This is a genomic window from Aeromonas sp. 604176 (assembly GCF_049170755.1).
GTDB lineage: Bacteria > Pseudomonadota > Gammaproteobacteria > Enterobacterales > Aeromonadaceae > Aeromonas > Aeromonas veronii_A.
In genome coordinates, this window is sequence record NZ_JAAKNE010000071.1 from 1 (window position 1) to 22,065 (window position 22,065).

23 protein-coding genes are annotated in these 22,065 nt (G+C 60.2%); 13 read left to right on the forward strand and 10 right to left on the reverse strand.

The window, feature by feature from the left end; all coding sequences use genetic code 11:
- Positions 1–461: 461 nt before the first annotated feature.
- The 8 genes from G5358_RS13450 (at position 462) to G5358_RS13485 (ending at position 7,437) form a co-directional block, all read left to right on the forward strand.
- Complete coding sequence (locus G5358_RS13450) at positions 462–1,082, forward strand: TetR/AcrR family transcriptional regulator (protein ID WP_005349170.1); 621 nt, start codon at positions 462–464, stop codon at positions 1,080–1,082.
- A gap of 126 nt (positions 1,083–1,208) precedes the next feature.
- Positions 1,209–1,712, forward strand: coding sequence for a phosphatase PAP2 family protein (locus G5358_RS13455; RefSeq protein WP_199415536.1), 504 nt, complete (start codon positions 1,209–1,211; stop codon positions 1,710–1,712).
- Positions 1,709–2,818 (forward strand): MJ1255/VC2487 family glycosyltransferase, encoded by a 1,110-nt coding sequence (locus tag G5358_RS13460; RefSeq protein ID WP_421324231.1) that lies wholly within the window; start codon positions 1,709–1,711, stop codon positions 2,816–2,818. The genes G5358_RS13455 and G5358_RS13460 overlap by 4 nt, the downstream gene beginning before the upstream one ends.
- 37 nt (positions 2,819–2,855) lie before the next feature.
- Positions 2,856–3,008 carry a hypothetical protein gene (locus tag G5358_RS13465; protein ID WP_005339147.1) on the forward strand — a complete coding sequence of 51 codons (153 nt, stop codon included), beginning with the start codon at positions 2,856–2,858 and terminating at the stop codon, positions 3,006–3,008.
- Between the two features lie 390 nt (positions 3,009–3,398).
- Positions 3,399–5,117 carry an acetolactate synthase 3 large subunit gene (locus G5358_RS13470; protein ID WP_227341950.1) on the forward strand — a complete coding sequence of 573 codons (1,719 nt, stop codon included), beginning with the start codon at positions 3,399–3,401 and terminating at the stop codon, positions 5,115–5,117.
- A complete protein-coding gene (ilvN, locus tag G5358_RS13475) occupies positions 5,117–5,611 on the forward strand; it encodes an acetolactate synthase small subunit (RefSeq protein ID WP_005311605.1) in 495 nt (164 codons plus the stop codon). The genes G5358_RS13470 and ilvN overlap by 1 nt, the downstream gene beginning before the upstream one ends.
- Before the next feature lie 104 nt (positions 5,612–5,715).
- On the forward strand, positions 5,716–6,342 hold the full coding sequence (locus tag G5358_RS13480) for a LysE family translocator (protein ID WP_421249906.1): 627 nt from the start codon (positions 5,716–5,718) through the stop codon (positions 6,340–6,342).
- A 135-nt stretch (positions 6,343–6,477) separates the two neighbouring features.
- Positions 6,478–7,437: a LysR substrate-binding domain-containing protein gene (locus G5358_RS13485; protein ID WP_421249895.1), complete on the forward strand. Its 960-nt coding sequence runs from the start codon at positions 6,478–6,480 to the stop codon at positions 7,435–7,437.
- A 90-nt stretch (positions 7,438–7,527) separates the two neighbouring features.
- On the opposite strand, the gene G5358_RS13490 is transcribed toward G5358_RS13485, so the two are convergent.
- From G5358_RS13490 to dusB, 6 genes are all read right to left on the reverse strand, one after another.
- A complete protein-coding gene (locus tag G5358_RS13490; RefSeq protein ID WP_421249896.1) occupies positions 7,528–8,709 on the reverse strand; it encodes a M20 metallopeptidase family protein in 1,182 nt (393 codons plus the stop codon).
- Complete coding sequence (locus tag G5358_RS13495; RefSeq protein WP_005349183.1) at positions 8,709–9,158, reverse strand: hypothetical protein; 450 nt, start codon at positions 9,156–9,158, stop codon at positions 8,709–8,711. The genes G5358_RS13490 and G5358_RS13495 overlap by 1 nt, the downstream gene beginning before the upstream one ends.
- A complete protein-coding gene (locus G5358_RS13500; protein ID WP_005341166.1) occupies positions 9,155–9,973 on the reverse strand; it encodes a DUF3100 domain-containing protein in 819 nt (272 codons plus the stop codon). The genes G5358_RS13495 and G5358_RS13500 overlap by 4 nt, the downstream gene beginning before the upstream one ends.
- Before the next feature lie 258 nt (positions 9,974–10,231).
- Positions 10,232–11,113, reverse strand: a complete 882-nt coding sequence (locus G5358_RS13505) for a DMT family transporter (RefSeq protein WP_421249897.1) — start codon at positions 11,111–11,113, stop codon at positions 10,232–10,234.
- A 112-nt stretch (positions 11,114–11,225) separates the two neighbouring features.
- Positions 11,226–11,522 carry a DNA-binding transcriptional regulator Fis gene (fis, locus tag G5358_RS13510; RefSeq protein WP_005309538.1) on the reverse strand — a complete coding sequence of 99 codons (297 nt, stop codon included), beginning with the start codon at positions 11,520–11,522 and terminating at the stop codon, positions 11,226–11,228.
- Positions 11,523–11,548: 26 nt separating this feature from the next.
- Positions 11,549–12,514 carry a tRNA dihydrouridine synthase DusB gene (gene dusB, locus G5358_RS13515; RefSeq protein ID WP_421254262.1) on the reverse strand — a complete coding sequence of 322 codons (966 nt, stop codon included), beginning with the start codon at positions 12,512–12,514 and terminating at the stop codon, positions 11,549–11,551.
- 292 nt (positions 12,515–12,806) lie between these two features.
- On the opposite strand from dusB, the gene G5358_RS13520 reads away from it, so the two are divergent.
- The 4 genes from G5358_RS13520 (at position 12,807) to G5358_RS13535 (ending at position 17,632) form a co-directional block, all read left to right on the forward strand.
- A complete protein-coding gene (locus G5358_RS13520) occupies positions 12,807–14,204 on the forward strand; it encodes a TolC family protein (protein ID WP_216952905.1) in 1,398 nt (465 codons plus the stop codon).
- 73 nt (positions 14,205–14,277) lie between these two features.
- On the forward strand, positions 14,278–15,282 hold the full coding sequence (locus G5358_RS13525; protein ID WP_005349194.1) for an HlyD family secretion protein: 1,005 nt from the start codon (positions 14,278–14,280) through the stop codon (positions 15,280–15,282).
- Entirely contained in the window at positions 15,282–16,436 is a 1,155-nt protein-coding gene (locus G5358_RS13530; protein WP_421324232.1) for an ABC transporter permease, read from the forward strand. The genes G5358_RS13525 and G5358_RS13530 overlap by 1 nt, the downstream gene beginning before the upstream one ends.
- Positions 16,436–17,632: an ABC transporter permease gene (locus G5358_RS13535; RefSeq protein WP_216952907.1), complete on the forward strand. Its 1,197-nt coding sequence runs from the start codon at positions 16,436–16,438 to the stop codon at positions 17,630–17,632. The genes G5358_RS13530 and G5358_RS13535 overlap by 1 nt, the downstream gene beginning before the upstream one ends.
- A 110-nt stretch (positions 17,633–17,742) precedes the next feature.
- On the opposite strand, the gene G5358_RS13540 is transcribed toward G5358_RS13535, so the two are convergent.
- From G5358_RS13540 to G5358_RS13550, 3 genes are all read right to left on the reverse strand, one after another.
- Positions 17,743–18,378, reverse strand: a complete 636-nt coding sequence (locus tag G5358_RS13540; RefSeq protein WP_216952908.1) for an SDR family oxidoreductase — start codon at positions 18,376–18,378, stop codon at positions 17,743–17,745.
- A 133-nt stretch (positions 18,379–18,511) separates the two neighbouring features.
- Positions 18,512–19,366, reverse strand: coding sequence for a DnaA ATPase domain-containing protein (locus tag G5358_RS13545; RefSeq protein ID WP_019445022.1), 855 nt, complete (start codon positions 19,364–19,366; stop codon positions 18,512–18,514).
- A gap of 71 nt (positions 19,367–19,437) precedes the next feature.
- Positions 19,438–20,136, reverse strand: a complete 699-nt coding sequence (locus G5358_RS13550; protein ID WP_005349201.1) for a DnaT-like ssDNA-binding domain-containing protein — start codon at positions 20,134–20,136, stop codon at positions 19,438–19,440.
- 289 nt (positions 20,137–20,425) lie between these two features.
- On the opposite strand from G5358_RS13550, the gene G5358_RS13555 reads away from it, so the two are divergent.
- Positions 20,426–21,397, forward strand: coding sequence for a response regulator (locus G5358_RS13555; protein WP_216952909.1), 972 nt, complete (start codon positions 20,426–20,428; stop codon positions 21,395–21,397).
- A 74-nt stretch (positions 21,398–21,471) separates the two neighbouring features.
- Here G5358_RS13555 and G5358_RS13560 read toward each other — a convergent pair.
- Positions 21,472–22,065 (reverse strand): oligopeptide:H+ symporter (locus G5358_RS13560; protein ID WP_421324233.1); only part of this gene is annotated, 594 nt, incomplete at its 5' end.

Here is a 22,065-nt window from a genome sequence, read left to right on the forward strand (position 1 = left end):
GCCTGCTCACCATCACGCAAGGTGGTGTCGAATATGATGACCCGATCTGACATGTGACTTCCCTCTTCCTAAGTTCGGTAACGTGCATCCTGCGGCGGCATAAAAAAACCCGTGCAGGGTGCACGGGTTTTTGTAAATTCCGGCTATGCCTTAGCCCGGCTACAAGGATCCCGCGCGAGTTAACGCGATTAGGGAGATTAGTAGTAGCGGGGTGGCGATACGCATGACGTTGTTATTCCTTCCAGTCGATAACGCTTTTACCAATATCGAGATTTTTATGCTGTGTCAACACGGAAGGTCAGGGGCAATCTGCTGACGTATTTAATCGGATTGTAAAGGATTGCAAATTTCCTTGTCCCATATTCGGCCCATGACCGATTATCTGGTCATTCCTGCTGTGCTCTATTCTCTGCACAACCAGATCGACTTATCAGCATTGGCTGAATTATCTGAGGTGTTAAATGGAAAAACGTAGACCTGGTCGTCCGGTCGGACGTTCTGACATTCGTGACAAGTTGCTTGCTGCCGCCCGTGAGCGTTTTCTCAATACTCCCTATAGCAAGGTGACTACACGCGAAATCGCGGAGCTTGCTGGCTCCAATCTGGCAATGATCCACTACTACTTCGGCAGTAAAGAGGGTCTTTACAAAGCGGTGCTGGGCGATGTCGCCGAGCCCCTCGACCATGCCTGGCAAGATGAACACAGCAATCACAGCCTCAACGAGCTGCTCAACACCTACTATCAGGTGATGGCGCCCAACAGCGAGCTGACCTCTGCCATCTCCAGCGCATTGTCGACCGAGAAGAGCCCGGGCCGGGATTTTGTGCTGAACCGCCTGCTGGAACGCCAGCTGCCGCAGTTCGATGCCCTGCTGGAAACAATGAAGTCCAACGGCGAGCTGGGTGACAATCTGGATCCCGACATGCTGAAGATCTCCTTCCTCAGCATGATGTGGCAGCCATTCGTGATGAAAGATCTCTACGAGCAGGTGTTTGGCCTGAAAGTGGATGAGCACTTCATGGCCCGTCTGGCGGACCACAACTGCCGTCTGATGGAGACCGGTCTGCGCGGCAGCCACTGATTTTGCTGCAACATCGAGATTAAAAAGGGCCATTCGGCCCTTTTTTCATAAATCTGTTATCCCTTGTTCAACGTAACGTCATCCCGCTTTCTTACTCTGCAAGCAGAATTCAGGGAAGGAGGGGATATGAACAAGATCCAGCAATGGGACCTGCAGGTGTGCCGGGTCTGCCTGCTTCACGGCTACAACCGGCAGCAGGCGAGGGTGAGTCGTCTCATTTCCCGTACCGGTGATGGCCCGCTTTACGTCGTGCTGGCCGCCCTGCTCTGGTGGCAGGGGGAAGCAGAGCGGGAGCTGGTGCGACTGGCGCTACTTGCCTTCGTCATCGAACTGCCCCTCTATCTGCTGCTGAAAAACAGCCTGAAACGGCAACGGCCGGTCGGCTTGCCGGTCTTTATCACCCCCTCCGATCGTTACAGCCTCCCCTCCGGCCACACCGCCGCCGCTTTTCTGATGGCCACCATACTGGCCACCGGCTTTCCGCTCTGGGCACCCCTGCTGTTTGGTTGGGCGGCGCTGGTGGGAGCATCCCGGCTGCTGCTCGGGGTACACTACCTGAGCGATCTGGTGGCCGGTGCCCTGCTGGGGGGCGGTTGCGCCGTGCTGGCGCTCGGCTGGAGCCACTCATGAGGATACTGTTTGGGGTGCAAGGCACCGGCAACGGTCATATCAGTCGCAGTCGCACTTTGGCGCGGGCGCTGCGCACGGCAGGGGTCGAGGTGGATTATCTCTTTAGCGGCCGCCCCGCCGACCGCTACTTCGACATGGAGGAGTTCGGCGCCTACCGCGCCTTTCCCGGCCTCACTTTTGTCAGTCACGAGGGGCGAGTTTCTCCGTGGCGCACCCTGCAGGCCGCCTCGCCGCTCACCTTCTGGCGGGATCTGCGGTCTCTCGATTGCAGCGAATACGATCTGGTGGTGAGCGATTTTGAGCCGCTGACCGCCCACTCTGCCCGCCGCTATGGCAAGCCGAGCCTCACCGTCAGTCATCAGGCCAGCTTCAACTGGCCCATACCGCGTTGGGGGGAGGATGGGGTCAGCCGCCAGCTGATGCGCCACTTTGCTCCTGTGGATCAGCCGCTCGGGCTGCACTGGTTTCACTTCGGTCATCCCTTGCTGCCGCCGGTGATCGACCCTATCGCCGCTGCGCCGGATAACGGCGAGATCCTGGTCTATCTGCCATTCGAGCAGACCGAGGCGATCGCCGCCCTGTTGTCGCGCTTTGGTCAGCAGCGCTTCGTCTGCTTTCACCCCGCCATTCGTACCTCCAGCCAATGGCGCAACCTGCGCTTCGAACCGCCATCGCGGCACGGGTTTATCGCCGTACTGGCCGGTTGTCGCGGCGTCATCTCCAACGCGGGTTTCGAGCTGGCTTCCGAGGCGCTCACTCTTGGCAAGAAGCTGCTGGTCAAACCCCTCGGCGGCCAGTTCGAGCAGCTGACCAACGGCAAGACGCTCGAGATGATGGGGCTGGCGACCCTGATGGATGTGCTCGATGCCAATCTGGTGCGTACCTGGCTCGACAGCGCCTCGCCAGGGGCGGTTTGCTACCCCGATGTGGCGGTGGAGCTGGCCCGCTGGCTGGCGGCGGGCGCTGACGAGAGCGTGGCCTCTCTGTCGCGGCGGCTCTGGGCTCGCACCCTGTTTCCGGAGGAGGTGAGTGATCGCCTGAGCGAGCTGGATGGGGGCGACTGTTTATCCAGTTGCTGGTTATCGCAAGTGAGCGTTGTTGACTAGACTGAAAGGCGATCCCACCAAGGAGAGGACGGAGCAAATGCGCTTTACCAATGAAAACGGCGAAGTCATGAACCTGGCTGACAATCTCACCCTGCACGAGTTGCTCGATATGGGTGTCAGCATTTCGGTCAGTGAAGAGACCGATCCGGATCAGCAGATCTGGTTGGCGGAGCCGGATCAGGAGAACTGAGTCATCATTCGGCATCAAGCCCACCGCTGAGCGGTGGGCTTTTTTGTGGCTGTTTTTCCCCTCAGCGGAATGATCCGCTGGCCATTCCCCGACTTCCTTCCCTTTTGTCTCATGGTCGCTACGGCAAGTCATTGAATGTTAATAGCCGGTTGAAATGTATGACTGTTCTGGTCAGATAAAGCCGTGGACAAGCGTTATGAAGCGGGTTAAGTTGGTTTTTCACCCTATTTTCGGGTGAATGACGGAAAAATCCTTTTGTTCTACTGTCGACGGGGCTGAATTGGGCCGATCTGCATTCAGATAACAACAAGAAACGGATCGGGCCGTGCCGGGAAGCACGGCATCGTCGGCGGGATTCGCTAAACGGAGCAAAGCCTGGAGGGCTTTATCATGGAGATGTTATCAGGCGCCCAGATGGTGGTTAGAGCGCTGGAAGATCAGGGAGTTGAGCACGTCTTCGGCTACCCTGGTGGCTCAGTGCTCGACATCTATGACGCTCTCTTCGAAAACGGCAAGATGGAGCATGTCTTAGTGCGGCACGAGCAAGCCGCGGTTCACATGGCTGACGGTTACGCCCGTTCCACCGGCAAGGTGGGGACTGTGCTGGTAACGTCAGGCCCGGGAGCGACCAACTGCATTACCGGTATTGCCACCGCCTATATGGATTCCATTCCGCTGGTGATCCTCTCCGGCCAGGTGCCGACCAGCATGATCGGTGAGGATGCGTTCCAGGAGACCGACATGATCGGTATCTCCCGCCCGGTGGTGAAGCACAGCTTCCTGTGCAAGAAGGCGAGCGATATTCCCGAGGCCATCAAGAAGGCCTACTACATTGCCGCCAGCGGCCGCCCGGGGCCGGTGGTGGTGGATCTGCCCAAAGATGTGCAGAACCCGAAAGAAAAATTCCCCTACCAGTATCCCGAGACGGTCTCCCTGCGCTCCTACAACCCGACCAAGTCTGGCCATAAAGGGCAGATCAAGCGGGCAGCCAAGCTGCTGGTAGAAGCCCAGCGCCCGGTGATGTACGTGGGCGGCGGCGCTATCAACGCCAATGCGGACCATCTGGTGACCAAGCTGGCGGAGCTGCTGAACCTGCCGGTGACCACCACCCTGATGGGGCTGGGGGCTTTCTCCGGTGTCCATCCGCAATTTATCGGCATGCTGGGGATGCACGGCACCTTCGAAGCCAACAAGACCATGCACAACGCGGATCTCATCTTTGCCGTGGGTGCCCGCTTCGATGACCGCGTCACCAACAACGTGGCCAAGTTCTGCCCCAATGCGACCGTGGTCCATATCGATATCGACCCCACCTCCATCTCCAAGACGGTGCAGGCCCATGTGCCTATCGTCGGCTCGGTGGAAACCGTGCTGGAGCAGATGCTGGAAGTGATCCGCGAGTGTGGCTTCGATAACGACAAGGAGGCGCTGGCGGACTGGTGGAACCAGATCAATCAGTGGCGCTCCCGTCACTGTCTAGCCTACGAAAAATCGTCCACCCAGATCAAGCCGCAACAGGTGATCGAGACCCTCTACAAGGTGACTCAGGGTCAGGCGTTCGTTGCCTCCGACGTGGGCCAGCACCAGATGTTTGCTGCCCTCTACTACCCGTTTGCCAAACCGCGCCAGTGGATAAACTCGGGGGGCCTCGGCACTATGGGATTCGGCATTCCGGCCGCCATGGGGGCCCAGTTTGCCAACCCGGATGCGGTGGTCTGCTGCGTCACCGGCGACGGCTCGGTGCAGATGAATATTCAGGAGCTCTCTACCTGCATGCAGTACGGGGTGCCCATCAAGATCATCTCCATCAACAACCGTGCGCTGGGCATGGTCAAGCAGTGGCAGAAGATGTTCTACGGCGGCCGTCACAGCCACTCCTACATGGAGTCCCTGCCGGACTTCGTCAAACTGGCGGAAGCCTACGGCCACGTTGGCATCGCGGTGAGCGATCCGGCCGAGCTGGAGAGCGCCATGGAGAAGGCCTTCGCCATGAAGGATCGGCTGGTGTTCATGGATATCTCGGTCGACCCGGATGAGCACGTCTATCCGATGCAGATCAAGTTTGGCGCCATGGATGAGATGTGGCTGAGCAAGACGGAGAGAACCTGATGAGACACATCATTTCAGTACTGCTGGAGAACGAATCCGGCGCCCTGAGCCGGGTGGTGGGTCTCTTCTCCCAGCGCGGCTACAACATCGAGACCCTGACGGTGGCGCCGACCGAGGATCCCACCCTGTCGCGCATGACCATAGTCACCATGGGGGACGAGCGGGTGCTGGAGCAGATCCAGAAGCAACTGCACAAGCTGGTGGATGTGCTCAAGGTGTGCGACCTGAGTGAAGGGGAGCATATCGAGCGGGAGATCGCGCTGGTCAAGGCGCGTGCCGCCGGTGGGGCCCGTGACGAGCTGAAACGGCTGGCGGATATCTTCCGTGGCCAGATCGTCGACGTTACCCCCGAGCAGTACACGGTACAGCTGGTGGGCACCAGCGAGAAGCTGGATGCTTTCATCAAGACGGCCGCCCAGACCAACGAGATCATCGAAGTGGTGCGCTCCGGTGTCTGCGGCATCTCCCGGGCGGACAAGGCGCTGCGGCCCTGATGGCTGGCGGGACAGCTGATGACGCGTCAGCTGCCGCAGAGTGAAAGGAAAGAGGGCTCTGCGGAGCCCTTTTTGTTTGGTTTTGCTTTACGAGGGGAGGGATGATGTTCGGTATTCATGATCTTGCACTGTTTATGGTCTCGGGGCTGCTGCTCAATATTATGCCGGGACCGGACTCCCTGCTGGTCATGCTGCGCAGCGGCTCGCAAGGGTGGCGTGCCGGTTCGGTCGCGGCCCTTGGCATCGGCACCGGTGTCATGGTGCATGTGCTGGCGGCTGCCCTCGGTCTGTCGGCCCTGCTCAGCGCGTCGGCCGAACTGTTTGCCCTTATCAAGCTGGCTGGCGCCATCTACCTCATCTATCTGGGGTTCTCCCTGCTGCGCCAGCAGGCAACGGGTGCAATGGAGGGAGGGGCCACCCTGCCTGCCCTCTCATATGGCCAGATTTACCGGCAGGGTGTGCTGACCAATGTGCTCAACCCCAAGGTCGCGCTCTTTTTCCTCGCCTTCGTGCCCCAGTTCATCGCACCGGATGCCCCCGACAAGGCGCTCGCCTTTATCCTGCTCGGTTGCATCTTCAATCTGGGCGGCATCATCTGGTGTCACCTGCTGGTCTTTACCACCGTCTATGCCAGCCACAGGGTACGGTTGTCACAGCGTCTCGGCCGCTGGCTCAACCGAGGCATCGGTACCCTGTTTGTCGGGCTCGGGCTCAAGCTCGCCAGCGACTAGCTCGCCGCTTTCTGACTTGGGGCAGGTTATCGCGCGCGGCGCTGTGGTATGGTCGGCGGTCAGCTGCGGGGCCAGCCCCGCTCTCTCTTTTTCAGGCCAGCTCCACTGGCCGCAGCAGCGAGATCCCTTGCCCAGATGAACATCGCCCGGCTCAAGAACTTTACCGAGATCGTGAAGAACAACTTCAACATCTCGGCGACGGCGGAGAAGCTCTACACCTCCCAGCCGACCCTCAGCAAGCAGATGAAGATGCTGGAAGATGAGCTGGGGCTCGCCCTCTTTACCCGCAAGGGGAAGAATCTGGTCGGCTTGACCAGCGCAGGCGAGAAGGTGATGGAGCTGGCCAAGGGGGTGGTGGCGCAGGTGGATCAGATCAACCAGCTGTCGCTGGGGGAGCAACTGGCTACCAGCGGGGTGCTGCGTATCGCCACCACCCACACCCAGGCGCGCTACAAGCTGCCAGCGGTGATCACCGAGTTCAGCCGTCGCTACCCTGACGTGGCGATCCAGCTCCATCAGGGGGCGCCTGCCCAACTGGCCCAGATGGTGCAAAGCGGCGATGTGGATATGGCGATCGCCACCGAGTCCATGTACCTGTTCGACGAGCTGGCCGCCGTCCCCTGCTATCGCTGGGGACGCAGCGTGGTGGTGCCCCACGGTCATCCGCTGATCGACTGTCAGCCGCTCTCGATGGCCGATCTGGCCCGCTATCCCCTCATCACCTATGTATTCGGCTTTACCGGCCGCTCCAAGATGGACAAGGCCTTCAGCCGCCACGGCCTCTCGCCGAAAACCGTGCTGACCGCCACCGATACCGATGTGATCAAGCACTACGTTCGGCTCGGGATGGGGGTCGGGGTGATTGCCAGCGTGGCCTTCGACGAGGGGGATAGGGGGGATCTGGTGAGCCTCAACATCGACCACCTGATCGCCTCGAGCACCACCCATATCTGCCTGCGCAAACATGCCCACCTGCGCGACTACATGTACGACTTTATCCACCTCTACGCCCCCCATATCAGCCGGGAGACGGTACAGCTACACCTTATCAATCAGCCGCCGACTGCCAATATGGCGGAGTTGCCGTGGCTCTAGCCGCAGGTTGTTTGTCGTACACAGAGCAAAAATACAGAGACAAAAAAAGAGAGGCCGTGGCCTCTCTTGTTGTTTTATCGGTATGCGGGATTAAGCGCTGCGGGTCGCCAGATTGATAAAGATCTGGGCTCCGACCAGCAGGCAGTCGTCATCGAGGTAGTAGGGGTTTGCATGCAGGTAGTTGCAGATCCCCTTGGCCTGACAGCCGCTGCCGAGGAAGAACATGGCCCCCTTGCGGCTACGGCAGGCGTTGACCATGTAGCTGAAATCCTCGCTGCCGGTCATCGGCTGACCCTGAGCGTTGATCCCCTCGGAGGGCAATACGTCGGCGGCCGCTTGCAGCAGACGGGCGCAGGCATCGGCGTGGTTCTCGACCGCCGGATACCCGGCATAGACCATTTTGGTCTTGAAGCCGCGAAGTTCGCTCTGGGCCACGATCTCCTTGAAGCTGTTCTTCAGGATCTGGTCGGTCTCGGCATCCATGGCACGGATGGTGCCGCGCGCCTGCACATGGTCGGCGATGGCGTTGGGGATGGTGCCGCCGTTGATCATGCCGCAGCCAAATACCGCCGGGCTGAACGGGCTGGTGCGCTTGGCGACGATGTAGTCCATATCCTCGATGATCCGCACCGCTTCGCGGATGGCATCCAGCCCCTTGTGGGGGGTGGATCCGTGGGCGGAGATACCGTGCACATCCAGCGTCCAGGCTGAGCCCCAGGAGGACATCACACCGTGGTTGAACTTGATGGTGCCGGTCTCCATGGCGCCGTCGTTATGGAGGGCATAGACCTCGTCCACCCCCTTCATGCAGCCCAGTTCGACCATCTTCTCGGCGCCCGGTACCCGCATATCCTCTTCCGCCATCTGAAAGATAAAGCGGACGTTGTACTGCAGGCGATCGCGGTTGGCGGCCAGAAACTTGGCTGCGGTCAGGGCGATCGCCATATGGGAGTCGTGACCACAGTTGTGAGCCATCCCCTCGTGGGTTGACTTGAACGCAACGTCGCTCATGTCGTGCATCTCGAGGCCATCCATGTCGGCACGGAAGGCGATGGTCGGCAGCACAGGATCAACCACCAGATCGCCGTGGAAACCGGTGAAGCCCGGGTAGTCGATGAGACGGTAGCCAAAGCCTGCCATCAGCTCGCGGCAGTAGGCCGAGGTCTTGAACTCGACGCCGGAGGCTTCCGGTATGGTGTGCAGGTGGTGGCGCACTTCCTGACTGAAGTCGCGCAGGGCCAGCAGGGCCGGTTCAATGTGGATGTTGTTCATCAGATGATCCCTTGGATGGAGAAGCCGAGCTGGGCCACCAGCGAGGCGCCGAAGAAGCAGCAGGTGGAGACGATCATGAAGATCAGGATCACTTTCCAGGACATCTTCTTCAGCTCTTCCAGCTGACCGCCCACCGAGAGACCGGCAAAGGCCAGCAGCGGTACGCAGCAGGAGAGGAAGGAGATCTTGGCGACGGCGTCGATAAAGAGGCCGCGCACCGGGGTCTCCGGCAGGCAGATGAGAATGCCGATGATGGTGGCATAGGCAAAAGCCGGCAGGGAGGAGGGCAGATAGCGTTTGGCAATCAGCGAAGCGAACACCACCAGTGACATTGCGACGAAGCTGTCACCCATCAGCCAGAGCGGAGTGCCGGTGGTCAGGGTCTGGGTAAACATGGCCAGCAGGATCGCCAGAAAGACGAACCGCATATCCATTACGATGCTTTTCATGCTTTCTCTCCTTTGGCAGTCAGGGCATAGATTTTTTCAGCGAGCGGCAGACCCAGATAGGTGAGGGAGAGGGCGCCGAGGGCAGACGAGAGCAGATTCGAGGCAGCCGCGATACTCAGCACCTGCTGAGCCAGCGCTTCGTCGAGACCGTTGATCAGGGCGCCGGAAGCGGCACTCAGCATGGAGCCTGAACCCACACCGGAGCCGGCGGCCAGTGCCAGCGGGTGCAGGCCGGTGAGCGGGGCGATGCTGCCCAGCACGCTGAACCAGAGGGTGCCGATGACGGAGCCGCACAGGTAGATGGCCAGCACGCCGATGTACTCTTGGGAACCGGTGCCGAACTTGCCCTGAATCACCGCAACGGACGGCTCACGGCTGATGGAGGAGCAGGCCCCGATGGCGCGGCGGCCAAAGCCGAACTTCACCGCCAGCGGGATGGCGATCAGGATCGGCAGCAGGTTGCCAATCTCCTGCAGGAACAGCGGCACGCCGACGCTCAGGATCATCTTCAGGTTGGGGATGATCATCCCCGCATACTGGGTGCCCAGGATCAGCAGGCTGAAGCCCACCATCTTGCCGCAGAAACCCTCTTCTTTTTCGGTGAAGAGCTGTTTCCAGCCGGGGATGCGATCCTTGACCGGTTTGGCGGAGACAATCATGCCGATGATGACGGCAAAGAGCATCGGCAGGATCGGGATGATGGCGATGCCGATCCTGATCTCCTGTTTGCCTATCAGGTACTGGGCCACAAAGATCAGCATGGCGGTTGCCAATATGCTGACCGTGACCGTCTTGAGGGGGCTGGTTTGCTGCATAGTCTTTTCTCTTGTTATTCCCATGTGTGGCCATCGTCAGGATTGTCCAGACCGATGATGGGGGCATGATAGGGAGGGTCGCGGGGGAGGAATGTGACCTTTATCAAGCTGGCCATATGGCATTTTTTCATGGGGTATGCCCTTTAACCCTCTGGATACCAAGGGTTAAATGTCGTTAACAGAGCGTCAGCATTGGCAGGACAAGATAAGCAAACAGGAGGGAAATGGTGACACCGCCCTGCAGGGCGGTGACGCGTATCAGACGGGCGTTTTGAGGCGGGCACTGCGCAGCAGCAGGGGCAGTTGGTAGAGCACCAGGGCGCCGAGCACCAGTCCGGCTCCGGCCAGTTTGGCGCCGCCGAGGGGTTCGCTATAGAAGAGGGTGCTCAGGAGCAGAGTCCAGACCGGTTCCAGCAGCATCATCAGGGCGGCGTGGGCGGTAGTCATCTTGCTCAATGCGTGGGTGAGCAGCCAGTAGCGCAATGTGGTGGCGATCAAGACGCTCGCTGCAAACCAGCCCCAGATGCCGTGGCTGACTCCAGCCTCTGGCCACTGCTCGGTCAGCAGGGAGAGCAGGGTGCCGAGCAGGCCGGTCATCGCCAGCTGGATACAGGTGAGCCAGGTAGGGGCAATGGATTGGGCGAAGTGGCGATGGACGGCAAGCTGGATGCCGAGAGTGGTGGCCGCCGCCAGAAACCAGAACAGCGAGAGCGACACGCCCCAGTGGGTACTGCTGGAGAGCAGCAGCAAACCGGCGATGGCGATGGGCAGTGTGAGCCAGTAGTGGCGGCCGGGCTTGGCCCGAAAGGCTCCCCATGCGGCCAGCGGGGCCATCAGGGTAGCGACGCTCATGATAAAGGCGCCGCTGCCGAGCGCATCGCTCTGGCTGATGGCGGTGACCCACAGTAGCAGGCTGGCACCGAGCAATGTGCCGCAACCGGCTGCGCGCACCAGTTGGGCTCGGGTTGGTGGTAGCTCGCGCAACCAGGCCAAGGGGAGCAAAAGCAGGGCTGCCAGCAGAAAGCGGCTGCCGATAAAGGCGGCAGGGGGCAGTTCGCGGATCGCCTCTTTCGAGAAGAGCCAGCCGGCAGCGGCCAGCAGGGTGACCAGTACCATCAGCAGCAGGGGAGTGCGGTTCATCGGGGTCGTCATGGTGAAATGGAGGGGAGAGCATAAAGGAAAGGCGCCAGGTATTGCTACCTGGCGCCTTTCGCATCTGCCTTGAACCGCCGTCGCGGCTCGCGGCCAGCAATCAGTTCATGCCGTAACGCTTGAGCTTCTTGCGCAGGGTGCCACGGTTGATACCCATCATCACGGCAGCGCGAGTCTGGTTACCACGGGTGTACTGCATGATCACGTCCAGCATCGGCGCTTCGACTTCGGAGAGAACCATATCGTACAGATCAATCACTTCCTGACCGTTCAACTGGGCCAGGTAGTTACGCAGGGCCTGTTGCACAGAGTCACGCAGGGGGCGCTGGGTCGGCTCGGCAGCGTGATTGTGAGTAGTTGTTACCAATGCATCAGAAGTCAGGGTTTGTTCGAACATATTCGGTCGGCTCTTTAGTTATCTTGTTAACCTAATCCATCGAAATACGCTTCGAGTGCCTCAAGTTGCGCGTCTGCGCAATCCAGGGCATTGAAGTGCTTACGGAATTCTCGGCCCGTCTCTTCTTCATCCAGATACCAGCCCACGTGTTTACGGGCTATGCGCGCTCCCAGATATGCACCATAAAACCGGTGCAGGTTGGTTACATGCTCGTTCATCAGGGTGCGAACCTCTTCCCTATCGGGAGGCGGCAGCTTGGTGCCCGTCTCAAGAAAATGACGGATTTCCCGGAAAATCCAGGGTCGTCCTTGCGCAGCTCGGCCGATCATCACGGCGTCGACACCGGTATAGTCGAGGACATACCGGGCTTTCTCCGGGCTGTTGATGTCACCATTGGCGACAACAGGAATCGATACGGCCTGCTTAATCGCCCTGATCGTGTCGTACTCCGCTTCGCCCTTGTAGAGGCAGGCACGGGTACGACCATGCACGGCAAGGGCCGCGATACCGCAATCTTCGGCGATTCGGGCGATCTCCACGCCATTGCGGTTATCCGGATCCCATCCTGTGCGGATCTTCAAGGTGACAGGCACCTCCACTGCATCCACCACGGCCCGGCAAATTGCTTTGACCTGATCGGGGGCACGCAGCAGGGCAGAACCTGCCAACTTCTTATTCACTTTTTTTGCCGGACATCCCATGTTGATGTCGACGATCTGTGCGCCCTGCTCCACGTTGTAGCGGGCAGCAAACGCCATCATCTCGGGGTCGGCTCCGGCAATCTGGACCGAACGCAATCCGCCTTCTGCAGAGTGATCCATCCTCATCCGGGTTTTCTGGGTATCCCAGACATCCGGGTTGGCCAGCAGCATCTCGGAAACGGCCATGCCAGCCCCCAATCGCAAACAAAGTTCACGGAATGGTCGGTCAGTTACACCGGCCATGGGAGCCACAATCAAGGGAGTTTCAAGCGTGTGGGGACCTATCTGCATTCCACGGTTACCATCGGCTTAGGGCGGCGTATATTACGCATTTTTTAGGCAGGAGAAAAGGTTAGTATTTGAGCGTCAGCCATTTTTTTCTGAAAAAAACGTCGCGCCAAGGCTTGCAAATTCTGGAGTTATTGAAAAACGGCCAGATTGCCGGAGACTGATCGCTGTACCATTCGGGTCGGACGCCTGCATAATTGTCAGTCCACTTGCAGGCCCGCTTTGCGTTATGATGGCGGGCTTAAGTCGAGCAAATGCTCCAAACATTTATGCAACAAAAGCGGATTGGGGATCTATGACGTCAAGGTTCATTAAATCACTCTGGCCGTGTCTGCTGGGGGCCGTGCTGGGGTCGGCGCAGGCGCAAACCATCAGTTTCGGCGAAGCCTGGACCCGGGTCATCCAGCAGGATGAAGGGCTGGCTGCCGAGCAGGCCGGGGTCGATCGGGCCAAGCAACTGCGCGAGGCGGCCAAGGACATGTATCTGCCCAAGGTGGATCTGGGGGCCAGCTATACCCATCTTGATCAGCCGATTGAACTTGATGCCCTCGATCTCAATCCGCTGGCCAAGCAGAAAGATCTGATCCTGGCACTCGGCAGCCTGTTCGGGGTCGGGGCCAACGCATTTGTCACCCCCCTGACCAAACAGAATGTGGTGACCAGCTCGGTCAAGATGCTCTGGCCGCTGTTTGCCGGTGGTCGCATCGATGCGGCGCAGGAGATCCGCCAAGCGCAGGTGAGCGAGGCGCAGCAGCTGCTGGTGCTCAAGCAGCAATCCACCTTCGAGAGCCTCTCCCAGACCTATTTCGGCGTGGTGCTGGCTGCTCAGGTGGTGCAGACCAAACAGGAGATCGAAGAGGGGCTGGCCCACCATCTGGATCACGCCAAGAAGCTCGAAGCGCAGGGCCAGATCGCCAGGGTGGAGCGCCTCTCCGCCCAGTCGGCCTATGACAGAGCGCGCATCGATACCCAGAAGGCGCGTCGCAGCCTCGAGATCGCCGAGCTGGCCCTCGGCCGCATGCTGAAGTTGCCAAATGCCCAGCCGGGCAGCGGCCTGTTCGTCAACAAGGATCTGCCGCGCCTCGAGGGGTTGGTGAGCCAGACCCTGGAGGTGCACCCCGGTCTCAAGTTGCTCAGTGCCAAGAAGGAGCAGGCCAAGGGGATGATCCGGGTCGAGCAGGGCAAATATGCCCCCGAGGTGTTCCTGTTCGGTAACTACAACCTCTATGAAGATGATTCGATAGCTTCCAAGACCGCGCCGGACTGGCTGGTGGGGGTGGGTGTCAGCATGCCGTTGGTGAGCCGCGATGGCCGCTCCGAGACGGTGCAGGCAGCCAAGAGTGCCGAGCTGCAAGTCAATCTGCTGCAGGCCAAGACCCGTCAGGATCTGGAGTTGCTGGTAGAGAAGACCTGGCGCGAAGCGGCGCAGGGGCTGGAGGAGTATCAATCCCTCTCTTCCACTCAGGCGTTGGCAGAGGAGAACGTGCTACTGCGGGACAAGGCCTTCGGGCAAGGACTTTCTACCTCCCTTGATGTGGTGGATGCCCAAAACCAGCTGGCGGGGGTGAAGACCCAGCGCGCAGCGGCGGCCTATCAATATGTGGTGTCGCTGGCCCGTCTGCTGGCGCTCTCCGGCCAGATGAACAGTTTCAATCAATATCAGCATGGTCAGGTGATCGAGGTGAACTCATGATCCCGGTCCTGTCTGTTCCTTTTTTCATGTCTTTTCCGACCGTCAAGGGTCGCCCGTTTGTCGAGGTGAAGTGATGAGCCATCCCCCCATCAAAAAGAAGATGAGCCAGGGTAAACCGCTGTTGTTGCCATTGGCGCTGGTGATCCTGGTGGTGTGGCTCGGCTGGCGCTTCTGGCTGGCCTATCAACCGGAGCCGGTGCATCTGCAAGGGCAGATTGAAGCGCAGCAGTACTCGGTCTCCTCCAAGGTACCGGGTCGCATCGACGAGGTGCTGGTGAAAAAAGGCGATCAGCTGACCAAGGATCAACTGGTCTTTACCCTGGCGAGCCCCGAGATTGAAGCCAAGTTGAGCCAGGCCAAGGCCGGTGAGGCCGCTGCGGGTGCGCTGGCGCAAGAGGCGGAGAAAGGGGCCAGAGCCCAACAGATCGCTGCCGCCAAGGATCAGTGGCAAAAAGCCAAGGCTGCCGCCCAGCTGCGTGGCAAGACCTATGAGCGGGTGGCCAGTCTGCATCGCGACGGCGTAATGCCGCTGCAAAAACGCGATGAGGCCTGGACCGCGTGGCAAGCTGCACGCTACAGCGAAGGGATGGCGTGGCAACAGTACCAGATGGCGTTGGAAGGGGCGCGGGAAGAGACCAAGATCGCCGCTCGCGAGAAGGCCAAGATGGCGGCGGGTTCTGTTGCCGAGGTTGAGGCCTATCTGGCCGACACCCGCATCACCAGCCCCCACAATGGTGAAGTGAGTCAGGTACTGCTGCGTAGCGGCGAGCTGGCGCCACAAGGCTTCCCGGTGGTGACCCTGCTCGACATGAGCGATGCCTGGGCCCAGTTCCACGTTCGCGAGGATCTGCTGCCCCGCTTCCCGGTCGGTACCGAGTTTGATGCCCGCATCCCGGGCCTTGGCGATCAGACCGTGCGCTTCAAGGTGACCCATGTGGCCGTGATGGGGGATTTCGCCACCTGGCGTGCCACCGATACCCGTCAGGGCTTCGACATGAAGAGCTTCCAGGTGGAGGCTCGCCCGCTGCAACCGGTTGAGGGGTTGCGGGTTGGCATGAGTGTGCTGGTTGAACTCTGATGGGACGTGAATTTCGGCTGCTGTGGCAGGATCCCTTCAGTCGTGCCCTGATGAGCTGGGTGCCGCTGCTGCTGATGGGGATCCTCTGCTGGATCTTCTCGACAGGGCTGGCCCGCGACCTCAAGGTAGGGCTGGTGGATCTCGACCACAGCGTGCTCTCGCGCCAGCTCGCTTTCTCGCTGGATGGCTCGGCCGGGCTCAAGGTGGCGCAACAGTTTGACTCCATCGATGCCGGTGCCCGAGCCCTGCGCGGTGGCGATATCTATGCGCTGGTGGTGATCCCCAACCATCTGGAGCGGGATGCCCGTCAGGGCACCCAGCCGCAGGTGACGGTGTTCAACAACGGCCAGTTTATCCTCATCGCCAAGCTGGTCAACTCGGCGCTGGCGCAGGTGGTAGGCACCCTTAACGGTCAGGTCGGCGTGCTGGAGGCGATGGCCGATGGCAAGGCGCTGCCCGGCGCTCTCGGGCAGTCGGTGCCCATCAGCAGTCAGGTGACTGCGCTCTATAACCTCAACTCCAGCTACGCCCAATTTCTGTTGAGTGCCATTCTGCCCGCGGTGTGGCAGATCCTGGTGGTGCTGTTCGGCCTCAATGCGCTGGCCCGTACCGATCGGCTGGGGCTGGACTGGACCACGTGCGGTGTCTGGTTCGGCCTCTGGCGCACCCTGCTGCCCCACGTGCTGATTGGCTGGGGGTGGGGGATTGTCTGGACGCTGCTGCTGTTCAAGGGCTTCTCCTATCCCATGCACGGTAGCTGGTTGGTATTGCTGGTGGGGCTGGGGCTCGCCTCGGCCGCCTGCGTCACCATGGGGGCTTTTTTCTACGGCATTATCCGGGATCCGGCCCGCGCTCTGTCGCTGGCGGGGGCTTACACTGCGCCCGGTTTTGCCTTTATGGGAGTCACCTTTCCGGTGAGTGCCATGGGGGATTTCGCCCGCTTCTGGCGCAGCCTGCTGCCGGTCTCTCACTATGTCGAGCTGCAGATTGGTCAGAGCAACTACGGTCTGCCCCTCGCATCGGCGCTGCCGCAACTGGGGGCTCTGCTGCTGTTCCTGCTCCCCTTGCTGCTGGTGGTGCGCCGTTACAAGCAGCAGGCCGAGCTGGCACGTCAATCAGCCGCAGTGGCAGTCGCTGAAAAGGAGCCTGAGTGATGCTGGGATTTGTCGATCTGTTGCGCCTCGAGCTACGCACCCTGCTGGCGGATCGAGCCATCATGCTGACCCTGTTTGGCGGGGTGATCTTCTACTCGTTTCTCTATCCCCAGCCCTATCTGCATCAGCTGCCACGGGAAGAGGCGGTAGTGGTGGTCAACGACGATGGCAGTCAGTTGTCCCGTCAGCTGGAGTTTATGGCCGATGCCACGCCGCAGGTGAAGCTGGTTGCGCGGGCCAATTCGCTGGCCGAGGCGCGCCAGCTGATGATGGCCGGGGAGGCGAGCGGGATCCTGCACATCCCCAACCACTTCTATCGGGACCTGATGCTGGGCAAGAGCGTCACCCTGAGCTATGCCGGTGATGCCTCCTACTTTCTGGTCTACGGCACCATTGCCGAAGGACTGGCGCAGGCCGGTGGCACTCTCGCCGCGCAGGTGAAGGTGGCGCGGCTGCTGAGCCACGGCGAGGCGCTGCCACAAGCGGCCATGGGCTGGAATGCGGTGGCCCTCAACGTGGTGCCGGTGTTCAACCCCACCATGGGTTATGTGAACTACGTGGTGCCGGCGGTGTTCGTGCTGATCCTCCATCAGGTGTTGCTGATGGGGGCGGGGATCCTAGGGGCGACCCAGAACCAGCGCAGTTGTCGCGGTGAGCATGGTTACTGGCAAAGCGCGCCGGTGTTGCCGCTGCTGCTGGCCAGAACTCTTGTGCTGGCTGGGTTGTTCCTGCTGCCGGTGAGCTACTTCCTCGGCTTCTGCTTCGATCACTACAATATCGCTCGTCATGCAGATCCGGTGCAGCTTTGGCTGTTTGCCCTGCCGTTCCTGCTGGCCACATGTTGGTTCGGGATTGTGTTGGGTGCCCTCTTTACCCGGCGTGATCTGCCTACTCAGGTGGTTCTGATCTCCTCCCTGCCGCTGGTCTTTCTGGCGGGCTTTATCTGGCCACTGGAGCTGATCCCGGCCCCCCTCAACTGGCTGGCTCAGTGGGTGCCCACTATCCCAGCCATTGAGGGTTTTCTGCGCCTTAACCAGATGGGGGCCGACTTCGCCCAGGTTTCCCGTTACTGGTGGCAGCTGTGGGGACTGGCGCTGCTCTACGGCGTGCTGGCGTGCCTGTTGCTGCGCTGGCGGCAGCAGTCGTTGCCGGTTGCTCGCCCGTCAGTCGTGCAGGGTGAAACGACCGCCGGTTAAACGGGATAGGGCAAGCGCCCGAGAGATAGCGTGTGCGGTAAAGTGAAAACGGTCAGCCCTTGGGCTGACCGTTTTGTTATGTGGTGGGGTTAAGCGGTTTTACTGCTGCTTTAGCCACGCTGGAGCGTGGGATCCCCGATGGCGTAGATCTGCCCCACAGCAGTCTCATCCGCCAGCAGACGCAGCCCTTGGGCGGCCACATCGGCGCGGCGTACCAGTCCGTGTACCTCCTTGCCCTGACTCAGCTCGGCACGGCCGGTGGCGTCGCCATCCTGAAGGCCCGCCGGGCGCAGAATGATCCATGCGAGGGCGCTGGTCTGCAGCCAGCTCTCCGCCAGACTCTTGAGACGTACCTCGTGACCGAAGGCGGCGCGTGCCCGCTCCGGCAGATACTGCCAGCTGTCGCCACAGCCGAGGGAGGTGACCAGCAGCAGCCGTTTCAGGCCTGCCTGCTCCATGGCATCGATCACATGACGGTTGCCCTGATAGTCCACCGGCGCGGCCTGACGGAAGCTGCCCAGTGTAGATACGACCTGTGCATCTAACCCCGCCCGGGCACATGCCTGCTGCACCGCAGCCGGCTCCAGCGCATCCCCTTCGATCACCTCAACTCCCAGCGCACTCAGTTCGGTGGCCATCTCGGGGCTGCGTACCAGCGCAACGACCCGGTGACCCTGGCTCAGGGCGTGGTGAGTAAAGGCGCGGCCCAGCCCGCGGCTGGCTCCGAAAATCAGTGTGGTTGGCATAGATGAGCTCCCTTGGCAAAAGGGGCTAGCCTAGTGGCTTGTTCGTCTGCTGTAAATGAGAGTTGTTTCTATTTGTGAGTCAGCAAGGAGGAGAAGGTGCGAGCCGTCAGCGACTCGCACTCTTTGAGAAGCATCAGCCGTTGTAGTTGCCGATGCTGGGGCGACGGCTGGGGCCGCTCAGGTGGATATCCACCGGATTGAACGCCTTGATTGCCTCATAGCTGAAATCACCGATCGCCTGATGCAGGGTCTGTGGTGTGTGGTTGGTGATGATGATGACGCTCTTTGACAGGTTGCGACGGCGGCGCAGCAGGTGGCCGAGGAAGCTGGACTGGCTCTCCGCCATTTTGGCGCGGTTGGCTGATACCTCATCGATGATCAGCAGGTCCACCTCTTCCAGCGCGCGGCGGTACTGGTTGCGCTCGTCCTGATCGGGGATGACGTTGAAGAACAGTCGATCGACGATGGAGGCCCACTGCTGGAAGATCACCGATTTCTGGTGACGGGCGATCAGCTCATGCGCTACCGCTCCCGCCAGGGTCGACTTGCCGGTGCCGTAGTCGCCGTAGATCAGCATGCAGCCGCCACCGCTCTTCTCCCAGTGCTCGAAACCGCTGATAAAGTAACGGGCGGTTTCGATGGGGTATTGCAGCGCCGGATCTGTGGCATCCATCTTGTCAAATACCCAGTCGGGGTTGAGGTCGGCTTGGGCGATCAGCTTCTGGATCCGCTCCTGACGGGCCGCCTTCTGCAGCTCGCGCACCTCGGCGTTGGCCTTGGCGTCGTACTCCTTGCGCAGGGTCTCGTAGTCATACTGGCCGCCACCGGTCTCTTGTTGCAGGCGACGAATGCGCTCCAGCAGGCCACCCACATGGCGGCTCAATTCCGGGTCGTGAATGCGGTGATCCTGCTTGGCCTTGGCGATCTTCTGGCGCTTGGCTTCGATCTCTTCCAGCTCCTGGCGCAGGGGATCTTGCGGGTCAGTCATGGAATGCTCCTTCTGCTCGATCAGGGATGGGTAGACAAGGGGTTGATTCTGCCTGCAGGCGGGGGCCGCTATCAATCATTATCCGGCTCCTGCTGCGCTGCGGGTTCTTGCGTCTGCTGTTGGGCCAGTCGCTTGGCCTCTTCAATCATCTGTTGGGCCCGTTTGCTGGGGCCCGACTCTGCCGGGGCCGGCGTCACCTGCTGGTAGCCCTGCACCTCCATCGGTTTGCGACGGGTATAGCGGCGGGTCTTGAGGGCGCGAATGAACTTGAGCATCCATTGATGCTGGGAGTCGAACACCTCGGGGCGCCCCAGCCAGTAGGCGATAAACTCCCCCAGATCTTCTTCGCTATAGCTGGCATCGATCACCCCGCACAGACGGGCGAGGGCGGGCAGCTCCTCGTCCGGTCGCCATTGCAGATGCATCTGGAAGGGGCGCTCCGGCAGCGGGCTGCGCAATTTCTGGGTCAGCAGTGGCAATTGGAACGGGCACTGATGGTAGTGCTCACTCTCGGGCTGAGCCTCGACCTGCAGCAGGCCCGCCTCCATCAGTTCATCGAACAGCTCGGTGAGCTGACGGGCATTGACCTGAAACGAGAAGCCGCAGGGATCACCCGGATCGACCACTGCCAGTGCCCGACCCAGCTCGGGATAGTTGAGCCGGGCCGCCTGATTTTCCAGCACCAGTCGGCGCAGCTGCAGGGTATAGAGGCTGCGAGCCGGATGGGACAATCTGGGGTGGGCAAGGGCACTGTATTCGGCTGGGGTCATGGTCTTCTTCACGAGCTGGAGTGGGGGGCATTATCCCCTATGGTGCTCTCCTGCACAATTCGTCACACTGCAAGTGAGTGCCCTGCATGGTCGGGTGGTGAAAATTGAGCGTACCGCGGAGCGTTGAGCAGGGAGAGCGGGATTATGTCGATAATCCAGCAGCTTGCACTATTTTGGTATGCAGATTAGCCAATCCGGCTATTTGTGACGCAAGGCACGCGGCATTTCTGCTGATTTAGACTAGTCTTATTACTTAAATAAACAATTGACTCATAAGGTTTTTGTCAACATGCCAAAACCCGGACTGCGGATCCTGGTGGTGGAAGACGAAGCAGTTTTTCGCCATTCGTTAGTGAGTTACCTCGCGCGGGACGGGGCAACGGTGTTTCAGGCTGAGGATGGAATTGAAGGGTTGTCAGCTGCAGCGATTTATCATCCCGACGTGGTACTGTGCGATCTCAATATGCCCAATATGGATGGCCGCGAGGTAATCGCCTGTCTCTCTGCGCGCTATCCCCATATTCCGGTTATCGTCATTTCGGCCCAGAGCTCCATGGAGGCGGTCGCCAGTGCCTTGCGTGCCGGTGCTCGGGACTACCTGCTCAAGCCCCTCGAGAACTTCGCACTGGTCGATCGCAGTATCGACCAGTGCCTGAATGGGAGTTCCACACGAGCTCAGCAGCTCGAATTGATGGCGCATATGGATTACTTCAGTGCGCATGATCGGGCTGCCAGCCGTTTGCTCGCCGGGCTGAAGCCACCGGGATTGCAGGAGTGGGGCCCCTGGCAGGTCACGTTCAAGGGGCTTGGGCACCTCTTCATTCCCGATACCTTCAAGGTGGAAGACAAGCTGCTGGTGCTGGTGATGGAGATGCCCATCATGGGGACGGATGCAGCATTTTGCGGGGCGCTGGTGCGCTCTCTGATGAACGTGCCCTATCGCCAGTTTCAGCAGAACGAGAGCCGTTTGCTGAGCCAACCGCACCGGTTGCTCGACTACCTAAACCATCAGTTGATGGAGTCCGGGTTGCGCCACGCTTTTGCCATGGCTGCTCTGCTGTTTGATCAGCACGATGGGCTGGTATTTGCCAATGCCGGGCTCACTTCCCCCCACTGGTTGATGCGCTCGGGTGGATTACCGCTTGGTCTGATGCGCAACAGCCACTACGCTCTGCACAAACGCAGCTGGCATGAACCATTCGATCTGCAGTTTCGCAGCGACAGCGGTAGTGCGCTCAATGTGCAGGTGCGTCATCACTGAGGCTGCTTGACTAGAGACCAAAACAGACAAGGCGCCCGATGGGCGCCCTGTCTGTTGTCTACAATCCTGACAGTTTAGACGGTGGCGGAGTGTAGTTTCTTCTCTTGAGCTTGCGGCTCTTTGGCCGGGCCTTCGGCACCGTGCATCCAGTAAACCAGACGATTAGCCATGGTCAGCAGCAACAGGGCGCTCAGCACCGCAGCCAGGGCGATGCCACCGAAGATGGCGATCGGGCCGGCTTCACCAACAATGGAGCCGATAAAGCCCGCAGCATAGTTGGCGATGGCGATAAAGCCCATCCAGGCACCCATCATGAGGGAAGCCAGACGCAGCGGAGCCAGCTTGGTCACCATGGAGAGGCCGATCGGGGAGAGGCAGAGCTCGCCCAGGGTGTGGAACAGGTAAGCACCAACCAGCCAGAACATGGAGGTCTTGACGGTGTTGTCACCACCCTGCTGCAGCACGGCACCCACCATGAACAGGAAGCCGATAGCCAAGAACAGCAGACCCATGGCGAATTTCACCGGAGAGTTCGGCTCTTTCTTGCCGAGCTTGATCCAGATGGCCGCAACGACCGGCGCCAGGGTGATAATGAAGAAGGGGTTCAGGGACTGGAACCAGGCGGTCGGCACTTCGAAGCTGCCGATCATGCGGTCGGTATACTCCTG

What these genes read in the sequence shown, in the direction of transcription:
- G5358_RS13485 (WP_421249895.1), top strand. Translation starts at nt 6,478, where the DNA reads ATGAACATCGCCCGGCTCAAGAACTTTACCGAGATCGTGAAGAACAAC.
- G5358_RS13520 (WP_216952905.1), top strand. Translation starts at nt 12,807, where the DNA reads ATGACGTCAAGGTTCATTAAATCACTCTGGCCGTGTCTGCTGGGGGCC.
- G5358_RS13525 (WP_005349194.1), top strand. Translation starts at nt 14,278, where the DNA reads ATGAGCCATCCCCCCATCAAAAAGAAGATGAGCCAGGGTAAACCGCTG.
- G5358_RS13550 (WP_005349201.1), bottom strand. Translation starts at nt 20,136, where the DNA reads ATGACCCCAGCCGAATACAGTGCCCTTGCCCACCCCAGATTGTCCCAT.
- ilvN (WP_005311605.1), top strand. Translation starts at nt 5,117, where the DNA reads ATGAGACACATCATTTCAGTACTGCTGGAGAACGAATCCGGCGCCCTG.
- G5358_RS13465 (WP_005339147.1), top strand. Translation starts at nt 2,856, where the DNA reads ATGCGCTTTACCAATGAAAACGGCGAAGTCATGAACCTGGCTGACAAT.
- dusB (WP_421254262.1), bottom strand. Translation starts at nt 12,514, where the DNA reads ATGCAGATAGGTCCCCACACGCTTGAAACTCCCTTGATTGTGGCTCCC.
- fis (WP_005309538.1), bottom strand. Translation starts at nt 11,522, where the DNA reads ATGTTCGAACAAACCCTGACTTCTGATGCATTGGTAACAACTACTCAC.
- G5358_RS13455 (WP_199415536.1), top strand. Translation starts at nt 1,209, where the DNA reads ATGAACAAGATCCAGCAATGGGACCTGCAGGTGTGCCGGGTCTGCCTG.
- G5358_RS13535 (WP_216952907.1), top strand. Translation starts at nt 16,436, where the DNA reads ATGCTGGGATTTGTCGATCTGTTGCGCCTCGAGCTACGCACCCTGCTG.
- G5358_RS13500 (WP_005341166.1), bottom strand. Translation starts at nt 9,973, where the DNA reads ATGCAGCAAACCAGCCCCCTCAAGACGGTCACGGTCAGCATATTGGCA.
- G5358_RS13540 (WP_216952908.1), bottom strand. Translation starts at nt 18,378, where the DNA reads ATGCCAACCACACTGATTTTCGGAGCCAGCCGCGGGCTGGGCCGCGCC.
- G5358_RS13545 (WP_019445022.1), bottom strand. Translation starts at nt 19,366, where the DNA reads ATGACTGACCCGCAAGATCCCCTGCGCCAGGAGCTGGAAGAGATCGAA.
- G5358_RS13460 (WP_421324231.1), top strand. Translation starts at nt 1,709, where the DNA reads ATGAGGATACTGTTTGGGGTGCAAGGCACCGGCAACGGTCATATCAGT.
- G5358_RS13450 (WP_005349170.1), top strand. Translation starts at nt 462, where the DNA reads ATGGAAAAACGTAGACCTGGTCGTCCGGTCGGACGTTCTGACATTCGT.
- G5358_RS13480 (WP_421249906.1), top strand. Translation starts at nt 5,716, where the DNA reads ATGTTCGGTATTCATGATCTTGCACTGTTTATGGTCTCGGGGCTGCTG.
- G5358_RS13530 (WP_421324232.1), top strand. Translation starts at nt 15,282, where the DNA reads ATGGGACGTGAATTTCGGCTGCTGTGGCAGGATCCCTTCAGTCGTGCC.
- G5358_RS13490 (WP_421249896.1), bottom strand. Translation starts at nt 8,709, where the DNA reads ATGAACAACATCCACATTGAACCGGCCCTGCTGGCCCTGCGCGACTTC.
- G5358_RS13505 (WP_421249897.1), bottom strand. Translation starts at nt 11,113, where the DNA reads ATGAACCGCACTCCCCTGCTGCTGATGGTACTGGTCACCCTGCTGGCC.
- G5358_RS13555 (WP_216952909.1), top strand. Translation starts at nt 20,426, where the DNA reads ATGCCAAAACCCGGACTGCGGATCCTGGTGGTGGAAGACGAAGCAGTT.
- G5358_RS13495 (WP_005349183.1), bottom strand. Translation starts at nt 9,158, where the DNA reads ATGAAAAGCATCGTAATGGATATGCGGTTCGTCTTTCTGGCGATCCTG.
- G5358_RS13470 (WP_227341950.1), top strand. Translation starts at nt 3,399, where the DNA reads ATGGAGATGTTATCAGGCGCCCAGATGGTGGTTAGAGCGCTGGAAGAT.